At 74.2% G+C, this 24658-nt stretch carries 20 protein-coding genes; 7 read left to right on the top strand and 13 right to left on the bottom strand.

Translation table 11 applies throughout. From position 1 onward, the window contains the following. Nucleotides 1-9: 9 nt before the first annotated feature. Nucleotides 10-1185, bottom strand: coding sequence for an FAD-dependent oxidoreductase (locus Q5762_RS11785; protein ID WP_315891963.1), 1176 nt, complete (start codon nucleotides 1183-1185; stop codon nucleotides 10-12). 239 nt (nucleotides 1186-1424) lie between these two features. Here Q5762_RS11785 and Q5762_RS11780 point away from each other — a divergent pair, with 239 nt between their 5' ends. Then, nucleotides 1425-3803 (top strand): collagenase, encoded by a 2379-nt coding sequence (locus tag Q5762_RS11780; protein WP_315891962.1) that lies wholly within the window; start codon nucleotides 1425-1427, stop codon nucleotides 3801-3803. A gap of 19 nt (nucleotides 3804-3822) precedes the next feature. Here Q5762_RS11780 and Q5762_RS11775 read toward each other — a convergent pair whose 3' ends face one another. The 8 genes from Q5762_RS11775 to Q5762_RS11740 form a co-directional block, all read right to left on the bottom strand. Further along, a complete protein-coding gene (locus tag Q5762_RS11775) occupies nucleotides 3823-5280 on the bottom strand; it encodes an FAD-dependent oxidoreductase (RefSeq protein WP_315891961.1) in 1458 nt (485 codons plus the stop codon). Between the two features lie 35 nt (nucleotides 5281-5315). After that, nucleotides 5316-6476 carry a PP2C family protein-serine/threonine phosphatase gene (locus Q5762_RS11770; protein ID WP_315891960.1) on the bottom strand — a complete coding sequence of 387 codons (1161 nt, stop codon included), beginning with the start codon at nucleotides 6474-6476 and terminating at the stop codon, nucleotides 5316-5318. A 102-nt stretch (nucleotides 6477-6578) separates the two neighbouring features. Next, nucleotides 6579-7487, bottom strand: a complete 909-nt coding sequence (locus tag Q5762_RS11765) for an NAD(P)-dependent oxidoreductase (protein ID WP_315891959.1) — start codon at nucleotides 7485-7487, stop codon at nucleotides 6579-6581. Next, the gene (locus tag Q5762_RS11760; protein ID WP_315891958.1) at nucleotides 7484-9073 is read right to left on the bottom strand and encodes a cytochrome P450; all 1590 of its coding nucleotides are present in this window, start codon (nucleotides 9071-9073) and stop codon (nucleotides 7484-7486) included. The genes Q5762_RS11765 and Q5762_RS11760 overlap by 4 nt, the downstream gene beginning before the upstream one ends. Further along, a complete protein-coding gene (locus tag Q5762_RS11755; RefSeq protein WP_315891957.1) occupies nucleotides 9070-10551 on the bottom strand; it encodes a class I adenylate-forming enzyme family protein in 1482 nt (493 codons plus the stop codon). Before Q5762_RS11755 ends, Q5762_RS11760 begins: the two co-directional genes overlap by 4 nt. Further along, a complete protein-coding gene (locus tag Q5762_RS11750; protein ID WP_315891956.1) occupies nucleotides 10551-11294 on the bottom strand; it encodes a glycosyltransferase in 744 nt (247 codons plus the stop codon). The genes Q5762_RS11755 and Q5762_RS11750 overlap by 1 nt, the downstream gene beginning before the upstream one ends. Continuing rightward, nucleotides 11291-12319: a ketoacyl-ACP synthase III gene (locus Q5762_RS11745; RefSeq protein ID WP_315891955.1), complete on the bottom strand. Its 1029-nt coding sequence runs from the start codon at nucleotides 12317-12319 to the stop codon at nucleotides 11291-11293. The genes Q5762_RS11750 and Q5762_RS11745 overlap by 4 nt, the downstream gene beginning before the upstream one ends. Nucleotides 12320-12421: 102 nt before the next feature. Further along, a complete protein-coding gene (locus Q5762_RS11740) occupies nucleotides 12422-12646 on the bottom strand; it encodes a hypothetical protein (RefSeq protein ID WP_315891954.1) in 225 nt (74 codons plus the stop codon). Nucleotides 12647-12996: 350 nt separating this feature from the next. Here Q5762_RS11740 and Q5762_RS11735 point away from each other — a divergent pair, with 350 nt between their 5' ends. The 4 genes from Q5762_RS11735 (at nucleotide 12997) to Q5762_RS11720 (ending at nucleotide 19267) form a co-directional block, all read left to right on the top strand. Continuing rightward, on the top strand, nucleotides 12997-14067 hold the full coding sequence (locus Q5762_RS11735; RefSeq protein WP_315891953.1) for an enoyl-CoA hydratase/isomerase family protein: 1071 nt from the start codon (nucleotides 12997-12999) through the stop codon (nucleotides 14065-14067). A gap of 330 nt (nucleotides 14068-14397) precedes the next feature. After that, on the top strand, nucleotides 14398-16500 hold the full coding sequence (fusA, locus tag Q5762_RS11730) for an elongation factor G (RefSeq protein ID WP_315891952.1): 2103 nt from the start codon (nucleotides 14398-14400) through the stop codon (nucleotides 16498-16500). A gap of 95 nt (nucleotides 16501-16595) precedes the next feature. Next, the gene (yidD, locus tag Q5762_RS11725; RefSeq protein WP_315891951.1) at nucleotides 16596-17030 is read left to right on the top strand and encodes a membrane protein insertion efficiency factor YidD; all 435 of its coding nucleotides are present in this window, start codon (nucleotides 16596-16598) and stop codon (nucleotides 17028-17030) included. Between the two features lie 113 nt (nucleotides 17031-17143). After that, complete coding sequence (locus Q5762_RS11720; protein ID WP_399494942.1) at nucleotides 17144-19267, top strand: SpoIIE family protein phosphatase; 2124 nt, start codon at nucleotides 17144-17146, stop codon at nucleotides 19265-19267. A 5-nt stretch (nucleotides 19268-19272) separates the two neighbouring features. On the opposite strand, the gene Q5762_RS11715 is transcribed toward Q5762_RS11720, so the two are convergent. From Q5762_RS11715 to Q5762_RS11705, 3 genes are all read right to left on the bottom strand, one after another. After that, nucleotides 19273-20370, bottom strand: a complete 1098-nt coding sequence (locus tag Q5762_RS11715; RefSeq protein WP_315891950.1) for a hypothetical protein — start codon at nucleotides 20368-20370, stop codon at nucleotides 19273-19275. 105 nt (nucleotides 20371-20475) lie between these two features. After that, nucleotides 20476-20661 carry a DUF1272 domain-containing protein gene (locus Q5762_RS11710; protein WP_315891949.1) on the bottom strand — a complete coding sequence of 62 codons (186 nt, stop codon included), beginning with the start codon at nucleotides 20659-20661 and terminating at the stop codon, nucleotides 20476-20478. A gap of 111 nt (nucleotides 20662-20772) precedes the next feature. Then, nucleotides 20773-21498: a transporter substrate-binding domain-containing protein gene (locus Q5762_RS11705; RefSeq protein WP_315891948.1), complete on the bottom strand. Its 726-nt coding sequence runs from the start codon at nucleotides 21496-21498 to the stop codon at nucleotides 20773-20775. Between the two features lie 180 nt (nucleotides 21499-21678). On the opposite strand from Q5762_RS11705, the gene Q5762_RS11700 reads away from it, so the two are divergent. Beyond that, a complete protein-coding gene (locus Q5762_RS11700) occupies nucleotides 21679-22404 on the top strand; it encodes a DUF4232 domain-containing protein (RefSeq protein ID WP_315891947.1) in 726 nt (241 codons plus the stop codon). Here the strand turns inward: Q5762_RS11700 and Q5762_RS11695 are convergent. Next, entirely contained in the window at nucleotides 22401-22892 is a 492-nt protein-coding gene (locus Q5762_RS11695) for a MarR family transcriptional regulator (protein WP_315891946.1), read from the bottom strand. The two genes, Q5762_RS11700 and Q5762_RS11695, sit on opposite strands and share 4 nt — an antisense overlap. Before the next feature lie 143 nt (nucleotides 22893-23035). On the opposite strand from Q5762_RS11695, the gene Q5762_RS11690 reads away from it, so the two are divergent. Then, nucleotides 23036-24493 (top strand): MFS transporter, encoded by a 1458-nt coding sequence (locus Q5762_RS11690; RefSeq protein ID WP_315891945.1) that lies wholly within the window; start codon nucleotides 23036-23038, stop codon nucleotides 24491-24493. Nucleotides 24494-24658: the final 165 nt, after the last annotated feature.

Below are 24658 nucleotides of genomic sequence, written 5' to 3'. Positions count from 1 at the left end.
CGAGCCGGGTCACGAGAGGTCCTCCGGAGTCTCCTCGGAGAACCGCCCCGGACGGAAGGGCCGGGCGTCCAGATCGGGGGCGGCCCCGGTCAGGAACCGGGAGATCAACAGGCCCGTGGCCGGGGCCAGTCCGATGCCCGCGCCCTCGTGGCCGCAGGCGTGCAGCAGCCCCGGGACGCGCGGGTCGGGGCCGATGGCCGGCAGATGGTCGGGCAGGTACGGGCGGAAGCCCGCGTACACCCGCATCACCCGTACGCCGGCCAGGACCGGGAACAGACGTGCCGCGCCCGCCGCGAGCCGGCTCACGGTCCGGGGCGACAGCGTCCGGTCGAAGCCCACCCGCTCCCGGCTCGCGCCGATCAGGACCGGCCCGGCGGGCGTGCCCTCGACGACCGGGGAGGTCTGGAGCGCCGCCGAGTCGCTCGCGACGTCGGCGACGTAGTCGGCCGCGTACACCTTGTGGCGCACGACGCGCGGCAGCGGCTCGGTCACCAGGACGAAGCCGCGACGCGGCAGGACCGGCAGGTCCGTGTCGGCGAGCCGGGCGAGGGCGCCGCCCCAACTCCCCGCGGCATTCACCACGTTGGGTGCGTACAGCTCGGCTCCGGTCGCTGTACGGACTCCGCGCACGGTTCCGTCGGCCCCGGTGAGCAGTGCGGTGACCTCCTCGCCGAGGCGCAGCGTGGCGCCCGACGCGCGCAGCAGCCGGGACGCGGCGAGCGCCGGCTGCACCTGCGCGTCCTGCGGGTAGTGGAAGGCCCCGGCGAGGCCCTCGGCGAGGTGCGGCTCCAGGTCGTGGAGCCGGTCGCCGGGGATCTCGTACGCCTCGACACCGGCCGCTCCCTGCTCCTTGGCGAACCGGCGCAGGGCGTCGAGGCCGGCCGGATCCGAGGCGACCACCAGACCGCCCTTGGGCTCGAACTCGGTCTCCGCCCTTATGTCGGGGGCGAGTTCGAGCCACAGGCGGAGCGAGAGCAGGGCGAGGTCCAGCTCCGGGCCCGGCTCCTTGTCGGAGACCAGGAGGTTGCCCTCGCCCGCCCCGGTCGTACCGCCCGCGACGGGGCCGCGGTCGACGACGGTGACGGAGAGGCCCGCGCGTGCGGCGTAGTACGCGCAGGCCGCGCCGATCATTCCGGCGCCGACGACGATGACGTCGGCCGCCGTGGAAGGGTGTCTCGTGGGCACGTCAGTAATATTTCACATGCCACTCGGCTTGCCAAGGTGCTCAACAGACCCTGCGTGAACTGGATTTCTGACCCCTGGGGCGGGTCTCCGGTGCACATGAGGGCGGATCCGGCGCGGAAACTGACGGTGCATAAGGCTTCTCAGTGCAATTTCACATTGCTATGTTACCCGGCATGCCCAGGGCAGGGGCATGCCAACCTCCCTGCCTCCCAACCAAGTTCACCCCCACAGGAGACCTCGTGTCCCAGCACAGAACCGTGCGCACGACCCTGCTCGCAGCGGTGCTCACCGCCGGCCTCACCGCACCGCTCGCCTCCTCCGCCCAGGCCGTGGCCCCGACCACGACCCCCGCGTCCGTCTCCCCGCGCGTCACCGGACCGGCCGCACCGGCGGCGTACGCCTCGAAGACGAACCCGAATCCGCACGACGAGGTCGAGCGGCGCGCGACGGCCCCCGCCGCGAAGACCGGTCCCGCCGCCGCGCCCCGGGGCATCACCCAGGGCCGCGTCCCCGGCGCCCAGACCGCCCCGCGCACCACGGACCCGGCCCGCACCGCCGCACGGGCAGCGGCGGCCGAGACGACCGCCGCCGGGGTGCCCTGCACGCTCGACGGCATCACGACGCTGACCCCCACCCAGCTCGCCGACTTCCTCGCCGACCCCGCCGTCCAGGCCGACGGCTGTCTGCGCGGCCTCATCTGGACCTGGGACGCACGCCTCGCCCCCGTCATGTCCGACGCCCACGTCCAGGCCGTCGCGCAGCGGATCGCCGGCCTCGCCGCCGGCCACGACGGCCGCAACTCCAGCCGTCTCCTGGAGATGTTCACCTACCTCCACGCCGTCGCCTACCACGACTTCAGCCGGTCCGAGATCGACATCACCGACGCCCCCACCGTCGCCGCGATGCGCTCCGCCACCGGCGCCTACGCCACCGCCCCGCGGACCTTCGACGTCACCCCGCAGAACGCCCAGACCCTCCGCGAGGCTCTCTACACCGGCAGCGCCCCCGGCCTCCGACAGCACCAACTCGGCCTGATCACCAAGGTCCTGGCCCGGATGGGCGCTGGTCACCCGCAGACCGCGACCGACCCGACCTGGGGCGGCGCCGCCCTCGCCGCGCTCTCCGTGAACTACCTCGGCGTCTACCCCGGCAACCAGGACACCGCCTTCCGCGCCGCCGCCGAGCGCGACCCCGCCTACCGTGCCGCCTTCAAGGCCTTCGCCGGCCACGGCCACCTCAAGGGCACCGCCAACGCCTGGATCGTGCGGGACGCCCTCGGCGAGTACGGCCGCTTCGGCCAGATCGACAGCCTCCGGACCGGCATCGTCAGCGACCTCGGCGGACTGCTCGGCCCCGTGGAGACCACCTTCGGCACGGGCAGCGCCCCCTGGGCCTCCCTGGTCGGCTGGCTCAACTTCTACGAGGCGTGCGCCCCGTACAAGGTCTGCAAGGCCGACATCGAGGCCAGGATCTTCCCGTACACGTACAGCTACGACAACGGCGCCATCAAGGTCCGCACCGGACTCGACCGGGCCACCGTCGACCAGCTCTACTACGCGAGCAAGCAGGTCAAGGCCCAGTTCCACCGCGTGCTCGGCAGCGAGCAGCCGCTCGCCGGCGACCCCAACACCGCCCTCACCGTGGTCCTCTACGCCTCCCGCCAGGACTACGAGACGTACCACCCCATCCTCACCGGCATGGGCACCGAGAACGGCGGCGTCTACATCGAGCGCGGCGCGACCTTCTACACGTACCAGCGCCGCGTGCCGCAGGACTCCAGCCTCACCCTCGAAGAGCTGTTCCGCCACGAGTACGTCCACTACCTCAACGGCCGGTTCGCCGTCCCCGGCTTCTTCGGGGAGGGCCCGTGGTACGAGAAGGACCGCACGACGGCCATGGACGAGGGCACGGCGGAGTTCTTCGACGGCGCCACCCGCGACGACGGCATCCGCGTCCGCAAGTCCCTCGTGCAGAGCGTCATCGGCGACACCGCCGGCGGCGGCCCGCGTATGACCGTCGACCAGATCCTGCACGCCACCTACGACGGCGACGGCTTCCGCTTCTACGCGTACGCCGGCACCTTCTTCGAATACCTGTGGACCGAGCGGCCGGACCAGCTGCGCGCCATGTACGGCTACCTCCGGGCGGGCGACGTCCGCGGCTACGACACCTGGCGCGGCCTCGTCGGCAGGGACGCGGGCACCCAGCGGGACTACGACGCCTTCCTCGACCGGCAGATCGCGGACGTCGACGACCTGTTCGTGCCCGACACACGACACGAGCCGACCGCCGGACTGCGGCACGCCACCCCCGACCAGATACGGGCCGCCTTCGCCGCCGCCACCAGCAACACGCCGACCTGCACGGGCAACGGCGACCCGACGCTGCCGCGCTTCGTCTGCACCGGCCGGATCACCGCCAACCTCGGCGCGGCATCGGACCCGGACCAGGTCTTCAAGGACATGTCCGAGACCGTCGACTACTTCGTCCTCGACCGCAGCCGCACCGGCGGCGACAACTTCAACGACATGAACTGCTCCTTCGGACCCGTCGACATCTGGTCGAACGGCCGCGCAGGCACGTCCGACTTCCGCTGCGAGGGCCCTCTGCGCCGCTGACCTGGGGCGCGCCCCCGCGTCACTGCGGGGGCTCGGGCACCGCGGCCTCCCGCGACGGCGGGGCGGCGTCCGACGGCTGCAGGGGGCGGGTCGCCGGCCCCTGCAGCACCCGGCCGTCCGCCGCCGCGAAGCGCGAGCCGTGGCACGGGCACTCCCAGGCGTCCTCCAGCTCGTTGAAGCCCAGCTCGCAGCCCATGTGCGTGCAGCGCGGCGGACGGGCGACCACGTAGTGGCGGGCCACCGACGCCTGTGCCCTGACCACATCGGGGAACTCCCGCAGGGGCAGGTGGCGGCGCGGATCGAACAGCTCGGTCCAGTCCGGGCGCGGCCCCCCGGTCACATGGGCGGCGAGCAGCCGCCCCGCCATCACCCCGTTGCTCATGCCCCAGCCGCCGAAACCGGTGGCCACGAAGACATGCTGGGTGTCCGGGTGCTCATGGCCGACGTACGGGAGGTGGTCCGCCGACCGCACGTCCTGCGCCGCCCACCGGTACGTCGTCGTGGCCTCAGCGAAACCCGGGAAGATCCGCCGGGCCCACCCGGTGAGCCGCTCCAGGCGCTCCCCGGCATGGTCCGTGCCGGGCACGAACGCCTCACCGGTCACCATCAGCAGCCGGTGACCGTCGTCGTACGGAGCGGTCCGCACCGAACGCGTACGGTCCTCGGGGGTGACGTACATGCCCTGCGGCGCCCGGTCCTTCGGTACCGGGGCCGCCACCACCAGCTCGCGCCGCACTGCGAGCCGGGCCAGCAGCGAGCTGTGCACGGTCAGCGGGAAGTTCGTGGCGACGACGACGTCCCGGGCGCGGACCGTGTGACCGGACGCGGTGGTGAGCCGGCAGTCCGCGTGCTCCTTCAACTCCGTGACCGTGGTGTGCTCGTGGATCGTGCCGCCGCGCGCGACGAAGTCGTCCGCGAGGCCCAGCAGGAATCTGCGCGGGTGGAAGAGGAGCTGGTCGTCCAGGCGGACGGCCGCCGCCACCGGGAAGGGCAGGTCGGTCTCCGTCACGTACGCGGCGTCGAGCCCGGCGTCCAGGGCGGCCGCCGCCTCGGCGCGGACCTCGTCGGCTCGCCGCGCGTCCGTCACGTACGTGTAGGCGGGGGCCCGCTCGAGCTCGGCGTCGACGCCCGCCTCCTCGCAGAGTCGGACGACGTGGTCGAGGGCGTCCCGCTGGGCGAGGGCGTAGCGGTGGGCGGCGAGGGCGTCGTGGGTGTCGCGGAGCCGGGCGTAGGTGAGGCCGTGCAGCGCGGTCAGCTTGCCCGTGGTGTGACCGGAGACCCCGCCGGCGATCCGTCCGGCCTCCAGGAGGACGACCTGGCGGCCCGCGCGGACCAGCTCGTACGCGGTGCACAGGCCGGCGATGCCGCCGCCGATGACGACGACGTCGGTCGAGAGATCCTCGGTGAGGGCGGGGCGGTCCGGGGAGGGGGTGCCACGCATCCAGTACGACGTGCCGAAACTCGCGTCCGCCGGCATCGCGCGCTCCTTCGGGGGTCCAGGGGGTCAGGGGGTCAGGGAGTCGGGGGATTCGGGGGATTCGGGGCGAGGCGTTCGACGGCGACGAGGGCCGCGTCGTCACCGAGGTGGCCGCCCGCGTACGCCCGCAGGTCGTCCCGGAGGTGGCCGAGCAGAGTCGGGGGATCGTCGCCGACCCAGACGGCGAGCCGCTCCCCCAACGGGTAGAAGGCGCGGGTGCGGTCCCGGGCCTCGACGACCCCGTCCGTGTACAGCAGCAGGACGTCACCGACGTCGAAGGGGAAGGTCTCCACGGTGACGTCGGGGGGGAGTACGTCGGCGAGTCCGAGCGGAGGGCTCGCGTCGGCGGTGTCGAGCGGGACGACCTGCCCGCGCCGCAGCAGCAGCGGCGGCGGGTGCCCGCAGTTCACCAGCCGTACCACCGGCTCACGATCGGGGATGTCGAGGACGAGGGCGGTGACGAAGGCCTCGTCGGCGTCGTCGGCCGCCTCGCGCACCCCGGCTCCGGACACCGTCTCGTCCGCCGCCTCCTCCGCCGACCCGACGCCCGCCTCCAGATGCCCGATCAGCGCGGGCAGCTCGGTCTCCCGGCGGGCGGTGACCCGGAAGGCGCCGAGCACGAGGGAGGCCTCGCTGATCGCGTCGAGTCCCTTGCCCCGGGCGTCGCCGATCAGCAGCCGGGTCCCCGACGCCGTACGGGCCGCCGCGTACAGATCACCCCCCATCTGCGCCTCCTCCTCGGCGGCCAGATAGACCGACGCGATGTGCAGGGGGCCGGCCCGGTGGGGGAGCGGGCGCAGGACGACGCTCTGGGCGGCCTGGGCGATCGAGCGGAGCTGGGTCACCTTGCTCTCGTGCACCTCGCGCAGGTGAGCGAAGAAGGTGACGATGATGGAGATCAGGATCAGCGCGACGATCTGGTACGTGTGGTTGAGGTCGGTCAGGCTCGTCCGCACGATCGCCACCACCGACTGCGCGAGGACCGCGACCGCACCGACGAACGCCGTCATGCGCGGCCCCGCGAACGAGGCCGTCACCGCGGGCGCGGCGATCAGGAACGGCCCCAGATGGACCTCGGGCGGCGCCAGGATGTCCACCACGGTGACCACCGCGATCAGCGAGAACGAAGCGCTGAGCAGCAGCCGCCCGCCACGCCGGGAGAGGCGTGAGGCGGGGTCGCGCCGGCGGGCATCCATGTGAAAGGCATACATCAGGTGATGGGGCATGTCCTGTTGCCGTGCTCCCCGGCGCGGCGCGTCCACGACGGGCGACGCTCCGTGTCCGGCCGAGCGGCACGCTCAGACCGGTGAGGCCGTGACGTAGTCGGCAAGCGTGCGGGCGGCGTGCCAGCCCTGGGACTCCGCCTTGGAGACGTCCAGGACGACACGGTGGGCGAGCTGATCGACGGCGTACCGCGTCAGGGGCGGCTCGGAGCCCGGCCGGACGCGCCCCAGGGCCTCGGCCGCAGCGGCCGCGCCCCGGGCCAGGGGCAGCGGGAGGTGATGGATCCGGGCCCGTACGCCATGCGCCCGCAGGACCGTCGTGACCGTCTCGTCGCGGCGGTACGGAACGGGGTCGGCGATGTTGTACGCGCCCGGGCGCCAGTCGGCGGCGGAGAGGCACGCGTCGGCCAGGTTCTCGACGGCCGTCAGGCTCAGGACGACGTCGGGGCCGGGCAGCAGCAGCCGGCCTGCCCGTACGCGGTCGAGGAGCCGGGGAACCAGGTGCGGGTCGCCGGGCCCGTACACCGCGCGCGGCCGCAGGACCACGGCACCGGCCGCGAGTGCGAGGGCCTCGCCCGCCGCCTTCGTACGGCCGTAGGCGTTCAGCTGCCCGCGCACGGGATGGTCCTCGGTGATCCGGTCCCGGCCGGGGCCCGGGGCGTACACGCTGGAGCTGCTCACCCAGACCACCGGGCGGCCCGCGGCGGCCTCCAGGAGCCGGGCGGTGCCGTCGACGTTCACGGCCCGCATGGTCGCCTCGGCCGGCGAACCGGACACGGGGTCGCCGACGGCCGCCGCGCAGTGCACGACGAGGTCGGCCCCGGCGAGGTCGGGCGGCCCGCTCTCGGCGTCCCACGGGACGTGCTTGCCGACCGGCCCCGGCCGCCGCCCCACGCACAGGACCTCGGCGCCGCGGGCGGCGGCGAGGGCGGCGACGTGCGAGCCGCAGAAGCCGCTCGCTCCGGTGACGGCGATCGTGATCACGAGGGGTTCTCCGTACGGGGGCGGGGGGTGGTCGTCGCGCGGACGGTGAGCCGGCGCCAGCCGGGCAGCGCGGCACGCCGGTCCACGCGCGTGGTGACGACGGCCGGACGGTACGGGGCGAGCGCGGCCAGGACGTCGTCCAGCTGCGCGAGGGCGAGCCGTGCGCCGGGGCAGGCGTGCGGACCGGCGCCGAAGACGAGCCGGCTCACGGCGGGCGGGGCGGGGCGGTGGGCGTCCGGCGGATCGACGTCCGCGCCCACGGCATGCCGCGCCACCAGGACCAGCCGGTCCCCGGCCTTCACCGGGCACCCTTCGAGCACGGCGTCGGCGGCCGCCACGCGCGGCAACAACGGCGACGGCGCGACGACCCGCAGCAACTCCCCGACGAGCACGGGCCGCAGCCGATCGTCCGCCGCCTGCTCCCACAGCCCGCCGTCGGCACACCAGGCGACGGCGCGCGGGAGCGCGGCGACGGTGGTGTTGACGGCGGCGACGGCGATCATGGCGCGCAGGGCGATGTCGTCGTGGGAGGGCGTGGGCGCCTGACGCGGGCGGGGCCCCGGGGCGCTGGGATGCGTACCCGGTCCGTCGCACGGGGGATCGCTGCGACGATCCCCGCCTGGACACGGGGGTGTTGTGCCGGGCGACCGCTTGCCGCGGTGCGGGTACGTGGGCGCCGTGCGCGACGGCGTGCTAGTGGCTCCGCCGCCGAGCAGGGCCTCCAGGCGCGCGGTCGCCCTGGCCGCCGCGCGGGCGGTGCCCGGAGGTCGCGGGCCGGGGAGGTGATCGCGTACGGCGGCGGCAGCGGCGTCTCCCGCAGCCTCGGCGAGGGCCGTGGCGCCGGCCGGGCAGTCGAGCATGGCCCGGACGGTCGCCCCGGCGAGCTCGCGGGCGAGCGGGACGAGGTCGACGGGCTGCCCGGCGGCGAGCGGGGCGAGCTCGCGGTCGAGCACCGCCCGCCAGACCGGCCGCAGCTGCTCCACCCCGGCCGCGCCCAGGTCCTCGGCGACGGCGCGCCGGGCGTCGCGGTGATCGGCGCCTTCCTGGTCGAACAGCGTCCCCCCACCGGAGAGTTCACGCGCGGCACCACCGGTGGTCCCGGCCGCCGCCCGGTCCAGCGGAATCCGCGTGAGGGCCTCGCGGTACGCCTCGGTACCACTCACCAGGACGGCACGCCCGAGCCGCACCACCGCCCGCCGCCGCACCGCCGCGAGCAACGCGAACAACACAGGATGCGACCGCGTGTACACCCGCCGATCCCGCCACCGCGCCCGTCGCATGGCGGCCACGCCACCCGCCGGCGCCACGGCGCCGCCCTCCGGCCGACCTCCCGTGCCGGCCCCGTCGGGGATCCGGTCGGCATCCGATGCGGCGGGTCCCGGGGCCGCTTCCGCCCCCAGGTCCGCCCCGGCGCCGGCGTTCGACACCGCGCGCAGGGCAGTGCGCATTCCGCGCCCGGCGGCGGCATCCGGTCCGGCCTGCAAGGCGGCCCCCGCGCCCGCGCCAAGGGCCACCCCGTCCGTCAGGACCGGACCCAGCTCCACCCGTACCCCTGCCCGCGTCGCGTGCTCCCGCCCGGACCTCATCGCGCCGCCCCCGGCATCCGCCCCGCTGCCAGCCGCGCCGTTGCCGCGCGGTCCGGCTTTCGGGAGCGGCCCGCGAGTGGGATGTCGGCGAGGAGCAGCGCGTCCGGGCGGGCCGTGCCCATCCGCCGAAGGGGAGCCGCGAGGGCCGCGCGGACGCGGTCCGGGTCGGCCTGCCGGTGCGGCTGGACCACGGCGACCAGGCGCTCGTCGCCGTCCGCGGCCGGAACGCCCACCAGCAGGGCCAGTTCGACGCCGGGCACGTGCAGCGCCGGCTCGTACAGCCCCGGGTAGATGTTCTCCGCCCGCCTCAGGACCATGTCCTTGCAGCGGCCCGCGAGGACGATCCGCCCGGCCCCGTCGGTCCTCCCCTGGTCACCGGTGCCGACCCAGCGCTCGGGGTCCTCCCCGAGGTAGCGGTGCCGCGCCGCCGGGCCGGAAAGCAGCAGCTCGCCGCCCGGACCGGTCCGCGCCGTCACCCCCGGCAGCGGCGCGCCCACCAGATCGCCGTCCCCCGTGAACGCCGCCTTCTCCGCCTGCTCCACCGCCGCGGCGGGAAACAGCTCCGTGAGCGCGTACACCCCCCAGGCCTCCGCCGCCCCCGCCCGCCGCACCCGGGTGAGCAGCTCCGCGCTCGCGGGAGCCGAACCCGTCCACACCCGGCCCCCGAACCGCGCGTCCGCCGCCAGCGCCGCCCTCAGCTGAGGCGGCGTCAAGTACGTTGCCTGCGGCGCCAGTCGGCACATCTGACGGGCCAGCACCTGCGCCGAGCGTGCCGGCAGCGCCACCGGCGCGCCGCTCGCGAGCGACGGTACGAGGACGAAGAACGTACCGCCCAGCACGGCCCGCCCCGCCTCCGGACGTACGAGATCGGTCACCGTGGCCATGCCCGCGGCCAGCGACGAACGGGTGTGGACGACCGCGCGAGGCCGCGACGTCGTGCCCGAGGTGAAGACGATCACCGCGTCCCCGTCCTCGTCCACCGCACGCGGCAGGACCGAGCCGCCCGCCCCCGACTCCAGGGCCGGGGCGCACCCCGGCAGCCGCCTGCCGACCGTGGCCACGGGGCCGCCCAGCTCCGCGAGGTCCGGCAGCGCGAGCCGGGCCCGGCGGGCGAGCGGCCGCGCCCAGCCGGCGACCGCCTGGGCCGTCGCGTCGGCGAGCACGATGTCGGGGCGGGCCAGCGCGAGCCGGGCCCGCAGCACGTCGGGGCCCGCGCCCGGGTCGAGCACGGCCGCCCGCAGCCCGAGCCGGTGCACGGCGAGCATGACGGCCAGGGCGCGCGGCCCGGGCCGCACCGCGACCCCGACGGTGTCGCCGCGCCGCAGTCCGCGCTCGTGGAGCGCGCCCGCGTACCCGTCGGCGAGGTCGGCGAGCTCTCCGCAGGTCGCCTTCGTCCGGACGGCGCCGGACCGGGTCGTACCGAGCACGGCCGGGCGGTCCGGGTGTGCCCGCAGGGTGTGGTCGAGAGCGTCCAGCATCAGCGCGGGTCCTCTCCGTGCTGCCCAGGTCCCCGGTCCAGGTACCAGCGGGCGGTGCCGACGATCCCGTACGCGCGCAACCGCCGGGTCGAGTTCTCCACGACCATGTCGCGGGCGTGCACGATGGCCGTCGTCGACCGCCGCACCCGGTTCAGGAAGAGCCGGTCGGTGGGGGAGGGCCGCCGGGGCATCCCGCCCACGGCCTCGTACAGCCGCGCGGTGATCGCCATGTTGTTGCCCGCGTGCATCCGGTACGGCGCGAGGTAGCCCTGGCTCCGCCGGTGCGCGGGCCGTACCCGGCCGAAGACCGCGGCGACGCGCACGAGCGTACGGAACGCGGCGCGCCCCACCGGCCCGTGCTCGTCCCGGCGGGCGTCGATCCGGCCGCACACCAGACCCGCGCCGTCGCGCAGCGCGGCCCGGGCGGCGGCCGTCCAGCCGGGGTGCGGCAGGCAGTCCGCGTCCGTACGGGCGAGCAGCGCGGCCCCGTGCTCGATCGCGTACCGGAAGCCGGTGTCCACGGCGCAGCCCACGCCCTTGTCGTGCTCGTCGAGCACATGGACGGGGAACGGAGCGTGCTCACCGAAGGCGCGGGCGATCGTGGCGGTGTCGTCCTCGGAGGCGTTGTCGACCACGACCAGCTGGAAGTCCCGGTCCGCCTGCGCGGCGAGCGCCTGAAGCGTGTCGCCGATGCGCGCGGCCTCCTGATGCGCGGGCACCACCACCCACAGTGTGTCGCTCATGACTTCTCCCAGACCATCGTCATCAGACTGACCCCACCGCCGAGACCGACCAGCAGCACCCGGTCCCCAGGACTCAACTCGTCGTACACCCGGTCGAGTTGGACGCCAAGTGTCGCGCTCGCGATGTTGCCGAGCTCGGGCACGGTGACGACGAGCCGGTCCTCGGGGACGCCGGTGATCTCCACGAACCGCTCCAGATACGGCACGGTGACCTGATGGACCAGGACGTAGCGGAAGTGACGCCAGTCCAGGCCCGTACGGTGCCGCATCCGGTCGAGCACCGAGGTGCCCACCTTCTCGAACACCTCGCGCAGTTCGCTGCCGTCGCCCTGGAAGTACGTGTGCTCGTCGCCCCGCGGATGACGCGAACCGCCGCCGAATATCCCGCCGACCGGCCAGTGTTCGGAGTGCGTCTCGCTGTCCACGTCGAGGATCCCGCCCCGGTCCACCGTCTCCAGGACCACGGCGGCGCCCGCGTCGCCGAAGGTGTAGCCGGCGAACCCGTCCCGGAACTGCGCCAGGTCCGCCGGGTCGTGCCGGACGGCGCGGCTCGGGGTCTCACCGGTGACGACGAGGGCCCGCCGGGCGCGCCCGGCCAGGATCATCGTACGGGCGAGGTCGATGCCGTTGACGAAGCTGTTGCAGGCGTTGGTCACGTCCAACGCGTGTGCCCGGGAACCCAGTTCGGCCTGCACGATGTGCGCGGTGGCCGGCTCCACCATGTCGCGCGTGGCGGAGGCGAACACCAGCAGGTCGATGTCCGCAGGCTCGACTCCCGCCCGCCCGAGCGCCTGCCGGGCGGCCCCCACCGCGAGAGTGGAGGCGTACTCACCCGATCGCACGGCCCTCCGCGTCATGATCCCGGTGGCCCGCTCGAACACCCCGGCGGGCAACGCCATCCCGCTCCCGGCGACCACGCGCCGCCGCAGCCGCTCCGAATCCACGACCTGCTCGGGCAGACAGGCGCCGACCCCGGTGATCCCGACACGGAGAGGGCCGTCCGCGACGGCCTGATGACTGTTCATACGAGGCAGGCTACGAACGCCCCGGCCCTCTGGACCTGAGTGCGCGTACTCAACCGCGCTGGGGGAAAGCCCCCGTTCCGGAGTGTGCACGCACCCCGGGAGTCAGGCCTGGAGCACGGGAACGAACCCGCCCCGGGCGGCACCGCCGTTCAGCAGCCACGCCCAGTCGAGCGTCCGGGGCAGTTCCGGCAGCGAGACGACGACCGCGCCGCCCGCCCGCTCGACGTCCTCGCACCAGCCCGCCATGTCGTCGGGCGTCCCCGCGCCACCGGCCACCGGCGCGCCGAAGGCCGGCACGACGCACCCGGCGTCCGCCGGCCCGTCCACCACACACAGCGTGAGCCGCGGAACGACACTCCACCCCGGACACGACGGCACCGCCCCGTCCGCCCCGTCCGGCGCGTGCAGCGCGTGCAGCGCGGGCAGGTCCTCGTGGACAGGGGCGTCCCCAACAGCAGCGCGGGGTGGGGACCCGGCACGAACAGGGTGTTCTCAGGAGGCAGCAGCATGGCGTCACCCCGCCACAGCCGCCCTCGACGGCCCGGACCGGGCGGCCCGGGGCGTGCGTTCTCCCGTCTCGCTGTCCCGATACGGTGGGCCGCGAGATCGTTCGGAGGGAAGTGACGGGACACCATGAGACGACGCATCCAGACCCCCGCTCCGGCGGAGCAGACGCGATGACCGCGGGAACGTCCCCGAGCCCCGCGAGGACCGCCGTCGACGGTCCGCACGTCCTCGTACGCACCGAAGGGCGCGCCGGCCTGCTCACGCTCAACCGGCCCCGCGCCATCAACGCGCTCACCCACCCCATGGTGCTCCGCATCGACGAGGCGCTGACCGCCTGGGAGGACGATCCGGCCGTCGAGACCGTCGTCATCCAGGGTGCCGGGGAGCGCGGGCTGTGCGCGGGCGGCGACATCCGGGCCATCCACGACGACGCCCGGGCCGGCGGCACCGCCACCCTCGGCTTCTGGCGGGACGAGTACCGGCTCAACGCCCGTATCGCGCGCTACCCCAAGCCGTACGTGGCCTTCATGGACGGCGTCGTGATGGGCGGCGGCGTCGGCGTCTCCGCCCACGGCTCCGTCCGTGTCGTCACCGAACGCTCCCGGGTGGCCATGCCCGAGACGGGCATCGGCTTCGTCCCCGACGTCGGCGGTACGTACTTGCTGAGCCGGGCGCCCGGCGAGCTCGGCACCCATCTCGCCCTGACCGGCGAGGCGGCGGGCGCCGCCGACGCCCTCCTGACCGGTCTCGCCGACCACTTCGTGCCGTCCGAGGACCTTCCCCGGCTGGCCGAGGAGCTCACCCGGGCGCCCGCGCACGAGGTGCTGCCCCGGTTCGCGCGGCAGGCGCCGCCCGGTCGGCTGGCCGCGGCCCGCGACTGGATCGACGCCGCCTACGCCGCCGACACCGTGGAGGAGATCGTCGACCGGCTCCTCGACTCCGGTGTTCCGGCGGCCAAGGAGACCGCGGACACCCTGCTGACCAGGTCGCCCACCGCCCTCAAGGTCACCCTCGCGGCCCTCCGTCGCGCCCGGCGCACGGACTCCCTGGAGGCCGTCCTCGACATGGAGTTCCGGCTCTCCCACACGGCTCTGTCCTCCGCCGACCTCGTCGAGGGCATCCGCGCCCAGGTCGTCGACAAGGACCGCGACCCGCACTGGACACCGCCCACGCTCGCCGAGGTCACGGACGCGGACGTGGCACGGTACTTCGCCGAGCGGGACCTCCCGAAAATCCGGTGACCCGACCGGGCTCCCCTCCCTACACTCGCAGCACGCGCCACCGAGATCACGGTGTGCGCGCCGCAGACCGAACGAGGGGAGCCCGACCGTGCGTTGCCACACCACCGTCGTCGTTCCCCGGTCCCGGTACGACGTGATCCTGACGTCCCGGTCTCCCCGGTGCCGGCTGCGCGGCCGCCACCGGACCCCGTGACGAACACCTGACCCCCGCCGGCCCGGCGCGCCCTGAGACGCGCGCCGTGTGCCGCGAGGTCGTCCTCCGCCCGCCTCCGGGCCGCTTCGTCCGGGAATCGCGCCGCCCTTTCTCGTACCCACCGAAAGGTCCGGGCCGTGCGTACCCCGCTTTCCCGTTCCCGTCAGCTCGCCACCAGCCCACTCGACCGCGTCCGTAACCTGGGCATCCTCGCCCACGTCGACGCGGGCAAGACCACCGTCACCGAGCGGATGCTGTACCTCACCGGCGCCACCCACAAGCGCGGCGAGGTCCACGACGGCACCACCGTCACCGACTTCGACGCGCAGGAACGCGACCGGGGCATCACCATCTTCGCGGCGGCGGTCAGTTGCGACTGGGACGGTCACCGGATCAACCTCATCGACACCCCTGGACACGTCGACTTCTCCGACGAGGTCGAGCGCTCGCTGCGCGTCCTCGACGGCGCGATCGCCGTGTTCGACGCCGTCGCCGGGGTCGAACCGCAGAGCGAGACCGTCTGGCGCCAGGCCGACCGGCACGGCGTCCCCAGGATCGCCTTCGTCAACAAGCTGGACCGCGCGGGCGCCGACCTGGACACCGCCGTCGCGTCGATCCGGGACCGCCTGCACACGGTGCCGCTCGTCGTCCAGCTGCCCATCGGCCGCGAGGACGCCTTCACCGGCGTCGTGGACCTGGTGGGCATGCGCGCCCTGGTCTGGGCCGCGGACGCCGACACGTACACCGAGGGCCCCGTGCCCGAGGGGCTCGTGGCGGAGGCGCGGCTGCGGCGCCGGGCCCTGGAGGAGGCGGTCGCGGAGCTCCATCCGGAGGCCCTGGAGGAGTTCTGCGCGGCGGACGCGCTCGGCGCCGACACGCTCACGGCGGCGCTGCGCGACCTGACCCGCACCGGCGACGGCGTGGTCGTGCTGTGCGGCTCCGCGTACCGCAACCGGGGTACGGAGCCGCTGCTCGACGCCGTCGTCTCCTACCTGCCGTCGCCCCTGGACGTGCCGTCCGTGCGCGGCACCCTGGACGGCCCGCCCGACGGGGCCGTGGAGGAGCGGGCCGCCGACCCGGCGGAACCGTTCGCCGCGCTCGTCTTCAAGGTCAACTCGACCGCCACCGGGCGGCTCACCTACCTCCGCGTGTACGCGGGGACCATCGGAAAGGGGGACGTCGTGCTCGACGTGGCAGCCCGGCGCACCGAGCGCGTCGGCCGGATCCTGCGCGTGCAGGCCGACCGGAACACCGAGGTGGACACCGCCCGGGCCGGGGACATCGTCGCGGTCGTCGGCGTGAAGGCGGCCCGCCCCGGTGCGACGCTCTGCGCGCCCTCGGCCCCGCTGCTCCTCGAACCGCCCACGCCCGCCGATCCGGTGGTGTCCGTCGCGGTCGAGGCGCGGCGGAGCCTGGACACCGACCGGCTGGCATCGGCGCTGGCCCGACTCGTCGAGGAGGACCCCTCGCTGACGGTCCGCACCGACGCCGAGACGGGGCAGACCGTGCTCTCGGGCATGGGCGAACTGCACCTGGAGGTTGCCGTCGAGAAGATCCGCCGGGCCCAGGGCCTGGAGATCGCCGTCGGCAGACCGCAGGTGGCCCACCGGGAGACGGTCGTCCGCGGGATCACCGGTCTGGTCTACCGGCACGTCAAACAGGACGGTGGCGCTGGTCAGTTCGCGCATGTCGTCCTCGACGTCGAGCCGGTCGGGGCGAGCGAGGAGGGCGAGTTCGCCTTCACCTCCACCGTCACCGGCGGCCGCGTGCCCCAGGAGTACGTCCGCGCGGTCGAGGCCGGCTGCCGGGACGCGCTGGCGGAGGGTCCGCTCGGCGGCCACCCGGTCACCGGCCTGCGGGTGACGCTGACCGACGGGGCGACCCACTCCAAGGACTCCTCGGAGATGGCGTTCCGCACGGCCGGCCGGTTCGCGCTCCGCGAGGCCCTGCGGGCCTGCGCGATGGTGCTCCTGGAACCGGTCGTCGAGGTCACGGTCACGGTGCCCGACAGCGCCGTGGGCGGTGTGCTCGGTGACCTGGCGGCCCGGCGCGGCCGGGTCTCCGGATCGACCGCGCGCGCCGGAACGGCCGTCCTGACGGCGACCGTTCCGCTGGCCGAGCTGTTCGGCTACGCGTCCCGGCTGCGCGGCCGGACCCAGGGCCGGGGCACGTTCACCGCCCGGCCCACGGGCTACGCCCCGGCGCCGGTCGGCACGACCGCCGGTACGACGGGCCGCTGACCGCGGCCGACGGGCCCGCCCCCACCAGGGGCGGGCCCGTCCCAGGTGCCCCCGCGAGTGGTACGTAAGATCCCTACGATCGTGGAGGGGACGAAATGACAACGACCAAGGGGCCCGGGCGTGCCCGCAAGCGCCGGGGGCGCGAGGACAAGGAAGAAGGCTGCTGCGCGGGCTGCCTCGACCAGTACGTCGCCTGTTCGGCGCAGTGCTGCCCCCAAATGGCGATGACACTGCTCCCGGCCCTGTTCCTTGCCCTGGTGCGGCCCTCGTCGGGCCACCACCCGGCCGGAGACCGACCGGCGGGGCGGGTGGCGGGAGCGCTGTACACCGGCGTGCGGTTCTACCGGGACGAGATCAGCCCGACCCGTCCGCCGTGCTGTCCGTACACGCCCAGCTGCTCCACGTACGCCGTCAAGGCGCTGCGCCGCCACGGCGCGCTGCGCGGCGGCCTGCTGACAGTGGCCCGCCTCCTCCGCTGCCGCCCGTCGGCGGCCCGCCGCAGGGGCTACGCCGACCCGGTCCCGCACTGACAGCACGGCTCGCCCCGCCGGCACGGCCTGGTCAGCCCACTCCAGCCCGCTCGCCCCGCTCCCCCCCCCGCCTTTCGGCGGGATAATGGGGGCTGCGACGCTGGAGGTGTCTGGTGACCAGCACGGTCGGGCCGGCCCGTGGCGCCGGCGCAGTGGACACCGCGCTCATGGAGACGGTCCGCCGCACCGGCGCCTCCATCGGCGCCGTCTACCTCCTCGCACCCGACGACGCCGTCCTGCGCATCGACGCGCTCTGCGGTGCCCCGGCCGAGTTCGCCGCTCCCTGGGCACGGGTGCCGCTGGCGGCCCCGGCCCCCGTCGCCGACGCGGTGCGCGAGGACCGCCTGGTCTGGGTGGGCAGCCAGGAGGAGATGGCCCGCTCCTACCCACGAACGGCGATGGCCCTCCCGTACCCGCTCGCGCTCGCCGCCGCGCCCATCTCCGGCACCGGACGCTGGGGCTCGCTGCTCCTGATGTGGCCCGCCACCCGCCCGCCCGTGCTGACCCGGCGCGAACACGGCTACGTCTTCTCCTGCTGCCGGCGGCTGGCCCGCCTCCTGGCGGACGCCGCCGCGTCCGGGCAGCCCCACGTCCCCGGGGAGGCGCCCCGAGAGGTTCCGCTCGACCTCGGCCGCCGGCCCCTGAGCGCGGCCGGGGCCGCCGCCGACTTCGCAGAACGGCTGCCCGGCGGCAGCTGCGCCCTCGACCTGGACGGGCGCATCACCTACCTCAGCTCGGGCTGCGCGGAGCTCCTCGGCCGCGACGCCTCCGCCCTGCTGGGAACGCTGCCGTGGGACTCCCTGCCCTGGCTCGACGACCCCACCTACGAGGAGCGCTACCGTGCCGCGGTGATCAGCCGCGAGCCCGTCTCCTTCACCGCCTGCCGCCCCCCGGACCGGTGGCTGGACTTCCACCTCTATCCCGACGGCGGCGGCGTCAGCGTCCGTATCGTCCCCACCGGCGGAGCGCCCCCGGCGGCACCCGCGCCGCGGCGCGAGACGACGACCACCGCCGCCCCGGCCCGCGCAGGGCAGCTCTACCAGCTCATGCACCTCGCCGCGGGCCTCACCGAGGTCGTCGGGGTCAAGGACGTCGTCGATCTGGTCGCCGACCAGATCATGCCCGCCTTCGGTGCCCAGGGCCTGATCCTGGCAACGGTCGACTCGGGCCGGCTGCGGATCAGCGGCCACCGCGGCTACCCGGCCGAGGTCATCGAACGCTTCGACGCCCTGTCGCTCGACGCCGTCTCCACGCCGGCGGGACAGACGGTGGCCAGCGGCATCCCCTCGTTCATCGGGGACGCCGAGGAGATGCGACGGATCTACCCCGAGGTGCGGCCGCTCACCGACAAACAGGCATGGGCCTTTCTGCCGCTGATCGTCTCCGGCCGGCCCGTCGGTCTCTGCCTGATGTCCTACGACCACCCCCGCGCCTTTGCCGCCGGGGAGCGCGCCGTCCTGACCTCGCTGGCCGGCCTCGTCGCGCAGGCCCTCGACCGGGCCAGGCTCTACGACACCAAGCAGCGGCTCGCCCACGGGCTCCAGCGGGCCCTGCTGCCGCACAGCCTCCCCGCCGTGGCGGGCCTCGACGTCGCCGCCCGCTATCTGCCCGCCACCCGCGGCATGGACATCGGCGGCGACTTCTACGACCTGATCAGGCTCGGCGACAACGCCGCCGCCGCTGTCATCGGCGACGTCCAGGGCCACAACGTCGACGCGGCCGCCCTGATGGGCCAGGTCCGTACCGGCGTCCGCGCCCACGCGCCCCTCGGCGGGCCCCCGGACCAGGTGCTGGCCACCGCCAATCAGCAGCTCATCGAACTCGACCCCGGCCTGTTCACCAGCTGCCTCTACGCCCACCTCGACCTCGCCGGGCAACGCCTCAGCCTCGCCAGCGCCGGCCACCCGCCGCCCCTGACACGTCTCCCCGACCGGCGCACCACCCCAGTCGAAGTGCCACCCGGCCCGCTGCTCGGCATCGACCCTGACGCCACCTACCCCGTCACCGAAATCCCGTTCGTGGCCGGGCAGTTGCTCCTCCTCTACACGGACGGACTCGTCGAGACCCCGGGGACCGACTTCGACGACTCCCTCGCCGAACTGACCGGCCATCTCGCCGCGGCGGACGACCGGGACCTGGACGCGCTCATCGACACCCTCCTGGACCGGGTACGCCCCCCGTCCAAGCGCACGGACGACATCGCCCTGCTCGTACTGAGGAGCCGGGCCTCGGAGTAGACGGGTCAGTCCTCGGTGTAGCGCAACAGGACCGCCACACCGTCCTCGACGGGCAGTTCGTCCTCGGGTACGACGATCAACTCGGCGCGTGTACCGGCCGCCGCGCGCAGCAGCGCGGCGCCCGCGGCCGGCTCCTCCCAGGAGAAGCGCAGGCCGAAGGCGCTCAACTCCTCCTCGGACACGGCGAGATGGGTGGGCGCCGAACCGACCCACAGATGCGGGGTGTGCTGTACGGGGCGGTCGAGGATCAGCGCCCGCGCCTGCCCGCGCTGCAGGGCGGCGACGACCGCGTCGAGCCCCTCCGCGTACTCCGGGTGGCGGGCCCGCTGGCCGAGGTACGTGTCCAGTTGGTGCCGGTCGTGCGCCGGCAACCGCCCGGCGAACAGCTCGGCCAGCTCGTCCTCCAACAGGGCCCGGCCGGGATCGGGCCGGTGCGGGTGCCCGTCCTTGAGCTTGACCGCCACCTCCCGCACCTTCCGCGGGGCGGACCGCAGGAGGCCGTTCACGGCCCACGGGTCACCGGCGAGCACGATCGCCTCCGCGCCGTCCGTCTCCACGCCGTCGGTCAGCTCCGCGACCAGCTGCGCGGCCTCCTTCGGCCAGCCCACCGCGGGGATACGGCGGTGGGAGCGCGGCCCCGGTGCGACCCGGCTCACCGGCCAGCGGCCGCTCTCGTGGTCCACCTCCCACTCCTCCTCCCCGCCCCCGTGCTCCGGGGCGTGCACGTGGTGGACGACAACGGCCGCGTAGGGCAGGTCGGGGGCATGCTGGAGCGCGAGCGGGAGGACGTCCGGGAGCATCCCGTACCGGGCGCTGCTCACGGCCGGGGGCTCGGGCAGCCGCTCCGCGAGGACGAGCCGGCCATGGGAGGCGAACATCGCGAGCCCGTGCGCACCGGCCACCTCGCGGTCCCGGCCGGCCGCCCGCGTGAGAGCACCGATCGTGGCCTCGTCGGCACCCTGCGCGAGCAGACTCGCCCGCACGGTCCGCAGCCGCAGTTCGATCGCCCGGTCGGGATCGTCCCCCGCGCGTGAGGTGTCGAGGTAGACGGAGACGACGGGCCCCGGATGCTCGTACAGCGGGTCGAGGAAGTGCAGCTTCACGGCCACCTCCCGGTGCGGCGAAGACGATTCCACCCCGGCGCCTACCCGCCCCGCCCCCACCGACACGGCGCCCGGCGCGCGAGGCGCAGGCCCCCGCCGGCGGCCCTACGCGGCGACCACGCGGCGCGGCCGGGGGACCAGCTCGCCGCCGCAGTTGGGGCAGACGTCGTTCATCGCGTCGCCGCAGGGCACGCAGAAGGTGCACTCGTACGAACAGATGCGGGCGGGCGTGTCCTGCGGCAGCGCCGCCGTCCCGCAGCGCTCGCACGTCTCACGCATCTCCAGAGCCATCGTTCTCCCTCTCCTGGTGCATCGGCGTTCTCGCCGTCACGCCAGTCTCGTCCCTGGTGCCGGGAGGCCGAAAGCGCGGCGAGGGCCAAAGATCAACATGATCGGGTCGCGTCAGGGCCGGGGCGGCGCCACGAGGCCGGGGGACTGGTCCGCGCGCCGCAGCGCCTCGGCGACGAAGCCGTCGGCCTTGAGCTCCTCGACCAGGTCGGAGAGGAAGCGTACGGTCTCCGGCCGGCGCGCCGTCGTCGTGCCGACGGCCTGCCGGATCTCCATGAACCTGTCCCCGATCAGCCGTACGCCGGGGTGCGCCGCGACGAACGCGGTCATCGGCTGCCTGATCCCCGCCGCGACTTCCAGACCTTCCGTACGGAAGATGTCGACGCCCTCCTCGCCGCGTACGACGGTCGCGTGCCGCAGCGTGCGGGTGAGGTAGAGGTCGTACGCGGAGCCCCGCTTCACGCCGATCCGCACCCCGTCCCGGTCGACGTCGGCGGGCGTGGCGAGGCCCGAGTCGGCCGGCACGGCGTAGACGCCCTCGATCACGACGTAGGGGGCGGTGAAGGCGACCTCGGCCTCGCGCGCGGGCTCGACGGCGAGGAAGCAGAGGTCCGCGCGCCCCGTGGCCATCGCCTCGTAGGACTTGCGGGCCGCGTCGAAGCAGACGAGCTCGACCGGTACGCCGAGCCGCGCGCCGATCTCCCGGGCGATGTCGACGGTGACCCCGCCGGGGGAGTCCGGCGTGCCGTGCGCGAGCACCGGGTTGCCGAGGTTGATCGAGGCGCGCAGGGCGCCGGTCGGCGCGAGATCCCGGGCGATGCCGGCGGTCGCTGTCGTCATGGGCGGGAGTCTAGGTGGCCGCTTACGGCAGGCCCGCGAACGGAATGGTGACCTTCATGTCCGGAAGGCGTAACGGTCCTGCACCCAGAGCGTTCCGGCCATGGCGCCCGGGCAGAACCGAACGGTCGGCCGATCGGCCGGAAAACACCTGAAGGTACTGAAGGCATACGGGGGCTCACCATGCGCACTGCCCGCAACAGACGGACCACCTACGCCCTGGGAGTCGCGGCGGTCGCCGCGCTCCTCTCCACCGCCGCCTGTTCGTCCGGCGGCACGGACGAGGGCAAGGGCGCCACGCCCTCCCGCGCCCCGAGCGCGACGGGGACGCCGAGCACGGGCGGCACCACCACTCCCGCCCCGCCCTCCGGCACTCCGAGCACGGCCGGAAGCGCCACGCCCGGTGCCGCCACGACCAGCGCCTCGCCGAGCAAGGGCGGCGGCTCGGGCAAGCCCGGCACCGTGGCCTGCAACGACAACGACCTGTCGATCACCTCGTCGGTATGGCGGCAGGACTCGGGGCAGAACATGCTCATCACGGCCACCAACTTCACCGACAAGCCCTGCACCCTCTACCACTACCCGTACGTCGGCCTCGGACCCGACATCGAGGGACCGATCGCGCCGATGGGTCCCAACCCGCGGGCGCTCGCCACGATCGGGCCGAAGGAGAAGGCGTACGCGGGCGTGTTCCTCTTCCGAGGGGGTGAGCGGACGACCGCCTTCGAGTCGTTCTCGCTCGGCTACCAGGACCGTGCGTTCAACAGCAACAGGGACGTGGCGTCGCTCGACATCGCGCTGTCCACGGACATCGACTTCCTCAACGCCGGACTCAACCCCCGTGTCACGTACTGGAACCGCGACCTCGGCGCGGTCGAGGACACCCTGTTCAGGTCGGGCAAGAACTAGGCCCGATCAGGCGTCTCACGCGTCCCATCCGTCTCGGGGCGCGGCCAGGGGCGGCCCTCCAGACGCTCGATGTCGCCGTTGAAGCGCCGCAGGTACGCGGCGAAGTCGGCGACCTCGTCGGGCGTCCAGTCCGCAAGGACCCGCTCCAGACCGTGGACGTTGGCGGCCCGGTCCGAGTCCAGCCGACGCCGCCCCTCCGCCGTGATGCTGAACTTCCGGGCGATCCCGCCCTCGGGGTCCGCGATCCGCTCGACGACCCCGGCCTTCAGCATCGCGGCGGTCTGCCGGTTGAGCGTGGAGGTGTCCAGGCCGAACGCCTCGGTCAGCTGCCCGATGGACAGAGGCCCGTCGATCTCGATCCGACTGAGCAGCACATAGGCGCTCCGGTCGAGCCGCCCGCCGGCGCCGCGCGCACGGGGGTTGAACAGATGCGAGTGCCGCCCGACGAGCATGGTCTCGAACTCGATCAGGTGCGTGGGCTTTTCCATGACCCCATCCTCCCAACCCGTGCCGCGCACGGTCACACGTCACCGGGCATATGCATGGTACAGGCAGTGTGTATCCTGCACTTGATATGCATCATGCATGTCGATCAGCCGCGTCGTGCACGCGTTGCCCGAGGGAGAACCACGTGACCAGATCGAAGACCGACGCCCGCCCGGGCGGCGTGGTCGGCGTCCTCGCCTTCGCGGGCATCGTGGCCGCGCTCACCCAGACCTTGGTGGTGCCCCTCCTCGGCGACCTGCCGAGCCTCTTCGACACCTCCGCCTCCAACGCCTCCTGGGTGGTCACGGCCACCCTGCTGTCGGCGGCGGTGGCCACGCCGGTCGCCGGGCGACTGGGTGACATGTACGGCAAGCGGCGGATGCTGCTCGTCTCGATCGCGCCCCTCGTCGTGGGCTCGGTCGTCTGCGCGCTGTCCTCCGGTGTCGTCCCGATGATCGTCGGCCGGGGTCTCCAGGGCCTGGGGATGGGCGTGGTGCCGCTGGGCATCAGCCTGCTGCGTGATGTCCTGCCGGCCGAGCGGCTCGGTGCTTCCATCGCCCTGATCAGCGCCTCGATGGGCGTGGGCGGCGCGCTCGGCCTTCCGTTCTCCGCCGCCGTCGCCGAGAACGCCAGCTGGCGCGTGCTGTTCTGGGTCGTCGCCGCCCTCGCCGCGGTGGTCGGCGTCCTCGTCCGGCTGCTCGTGCCTGCGGGCCGTACCGCGTCGGACGCCGGCCGCTTCGACGTGCCAGGCGCGCTCGGCCTGGGCGTCGCACTGGTCTGTCTGCTGCTCGGCGTGTCGAAGGGCTCCGACTGGGGCTGGACGAGCGGTACGACGCTCGGCCTCCTCGCCACCTCCGTCGTCGCGCTGCTGACGTGGGGCTGGTGGGAACTGCGTACCGCCGAACCGCTGGTCGACCTGCGCGTCACCGCCCGCCCGCTGGTCCTGATGACCAACGCGGCGTCCGTCCTCGTCGGTTTCGCGATGTACGCGCAGTCCCTGGTCGTGCCCCAGCTCCTCCAGCTCCCCGAGGCGACGGGGTACGGTCTCGGCCAGTCGATGCTCGCGATGGGCCTCTGGATGGCCCCGGCCGGGCTGATGATGATGATCCTGGCCCCGCTGGGTGCCAAGCTCACCGCCGCCCGTGGCCCCAAGATCACCCTCGGCGTCGGCAGCCTGGTCATCGCCGTCGGTTACGCGTGCGCCCTGCCGCTCATGGACTCGACCGTCGGGCTGCTCGTCGTGACCCTCATCTGCAACACCGGTGTGGGTCTCGCGTACGGCGCGATGCCCGCCCTCATCATGGGCGCCGTGCCCCGCTCCGAGACCGCGTCGGCCAACAGCTTCAACACCCTGATGCGGTCGATCGGCAGCTCCGTCTCAGCCGCCGTGATGGGCGTGGTCCTCGCCCAGCTGACCACGGACTTCGGCGGTCATCTCCTGCCCTCCGAGGACGCCTTCCGGGTCGCGCTGCTCATCGGCAGCGGCGTGGGGCTCGCGGCGGCGGCCGTCGCCTTCCTCATCCCGGTCCGCCCGGCGCCCGACGCCGACGGCGCGGACACCGGGGCTGCGGCGCCCAACCTGCCGTCGTCGGCGAAGGTCTGACGGGACGCCGTACGCCACGCTTCATCGCGCCGACATCGGCCGGTCCTCCGCGCGACAGCGGGGTTCGAGACAACTGATCTGGGCATGCCAAAGACCGTGCGTCCGACACCGGTACACCCCCCGCCGGCGGTCGGGCGCACGGCCTCGCGCGTGCCCGTTTCCGTA

Origin of the sequence: Streptomyces sp. P9(2023), assembly GCF_032436795.1 — a bacterium.
GTDB lineage: Bacteria > Actinomycetota > Actinomycetes > Streptomycetales > Streptomycetaceae > Streptomyces.
Note: the sequence above shows the minus strand (reverse complement) of the source record. Positions and strands in the feature narration are given on the sequence as shown.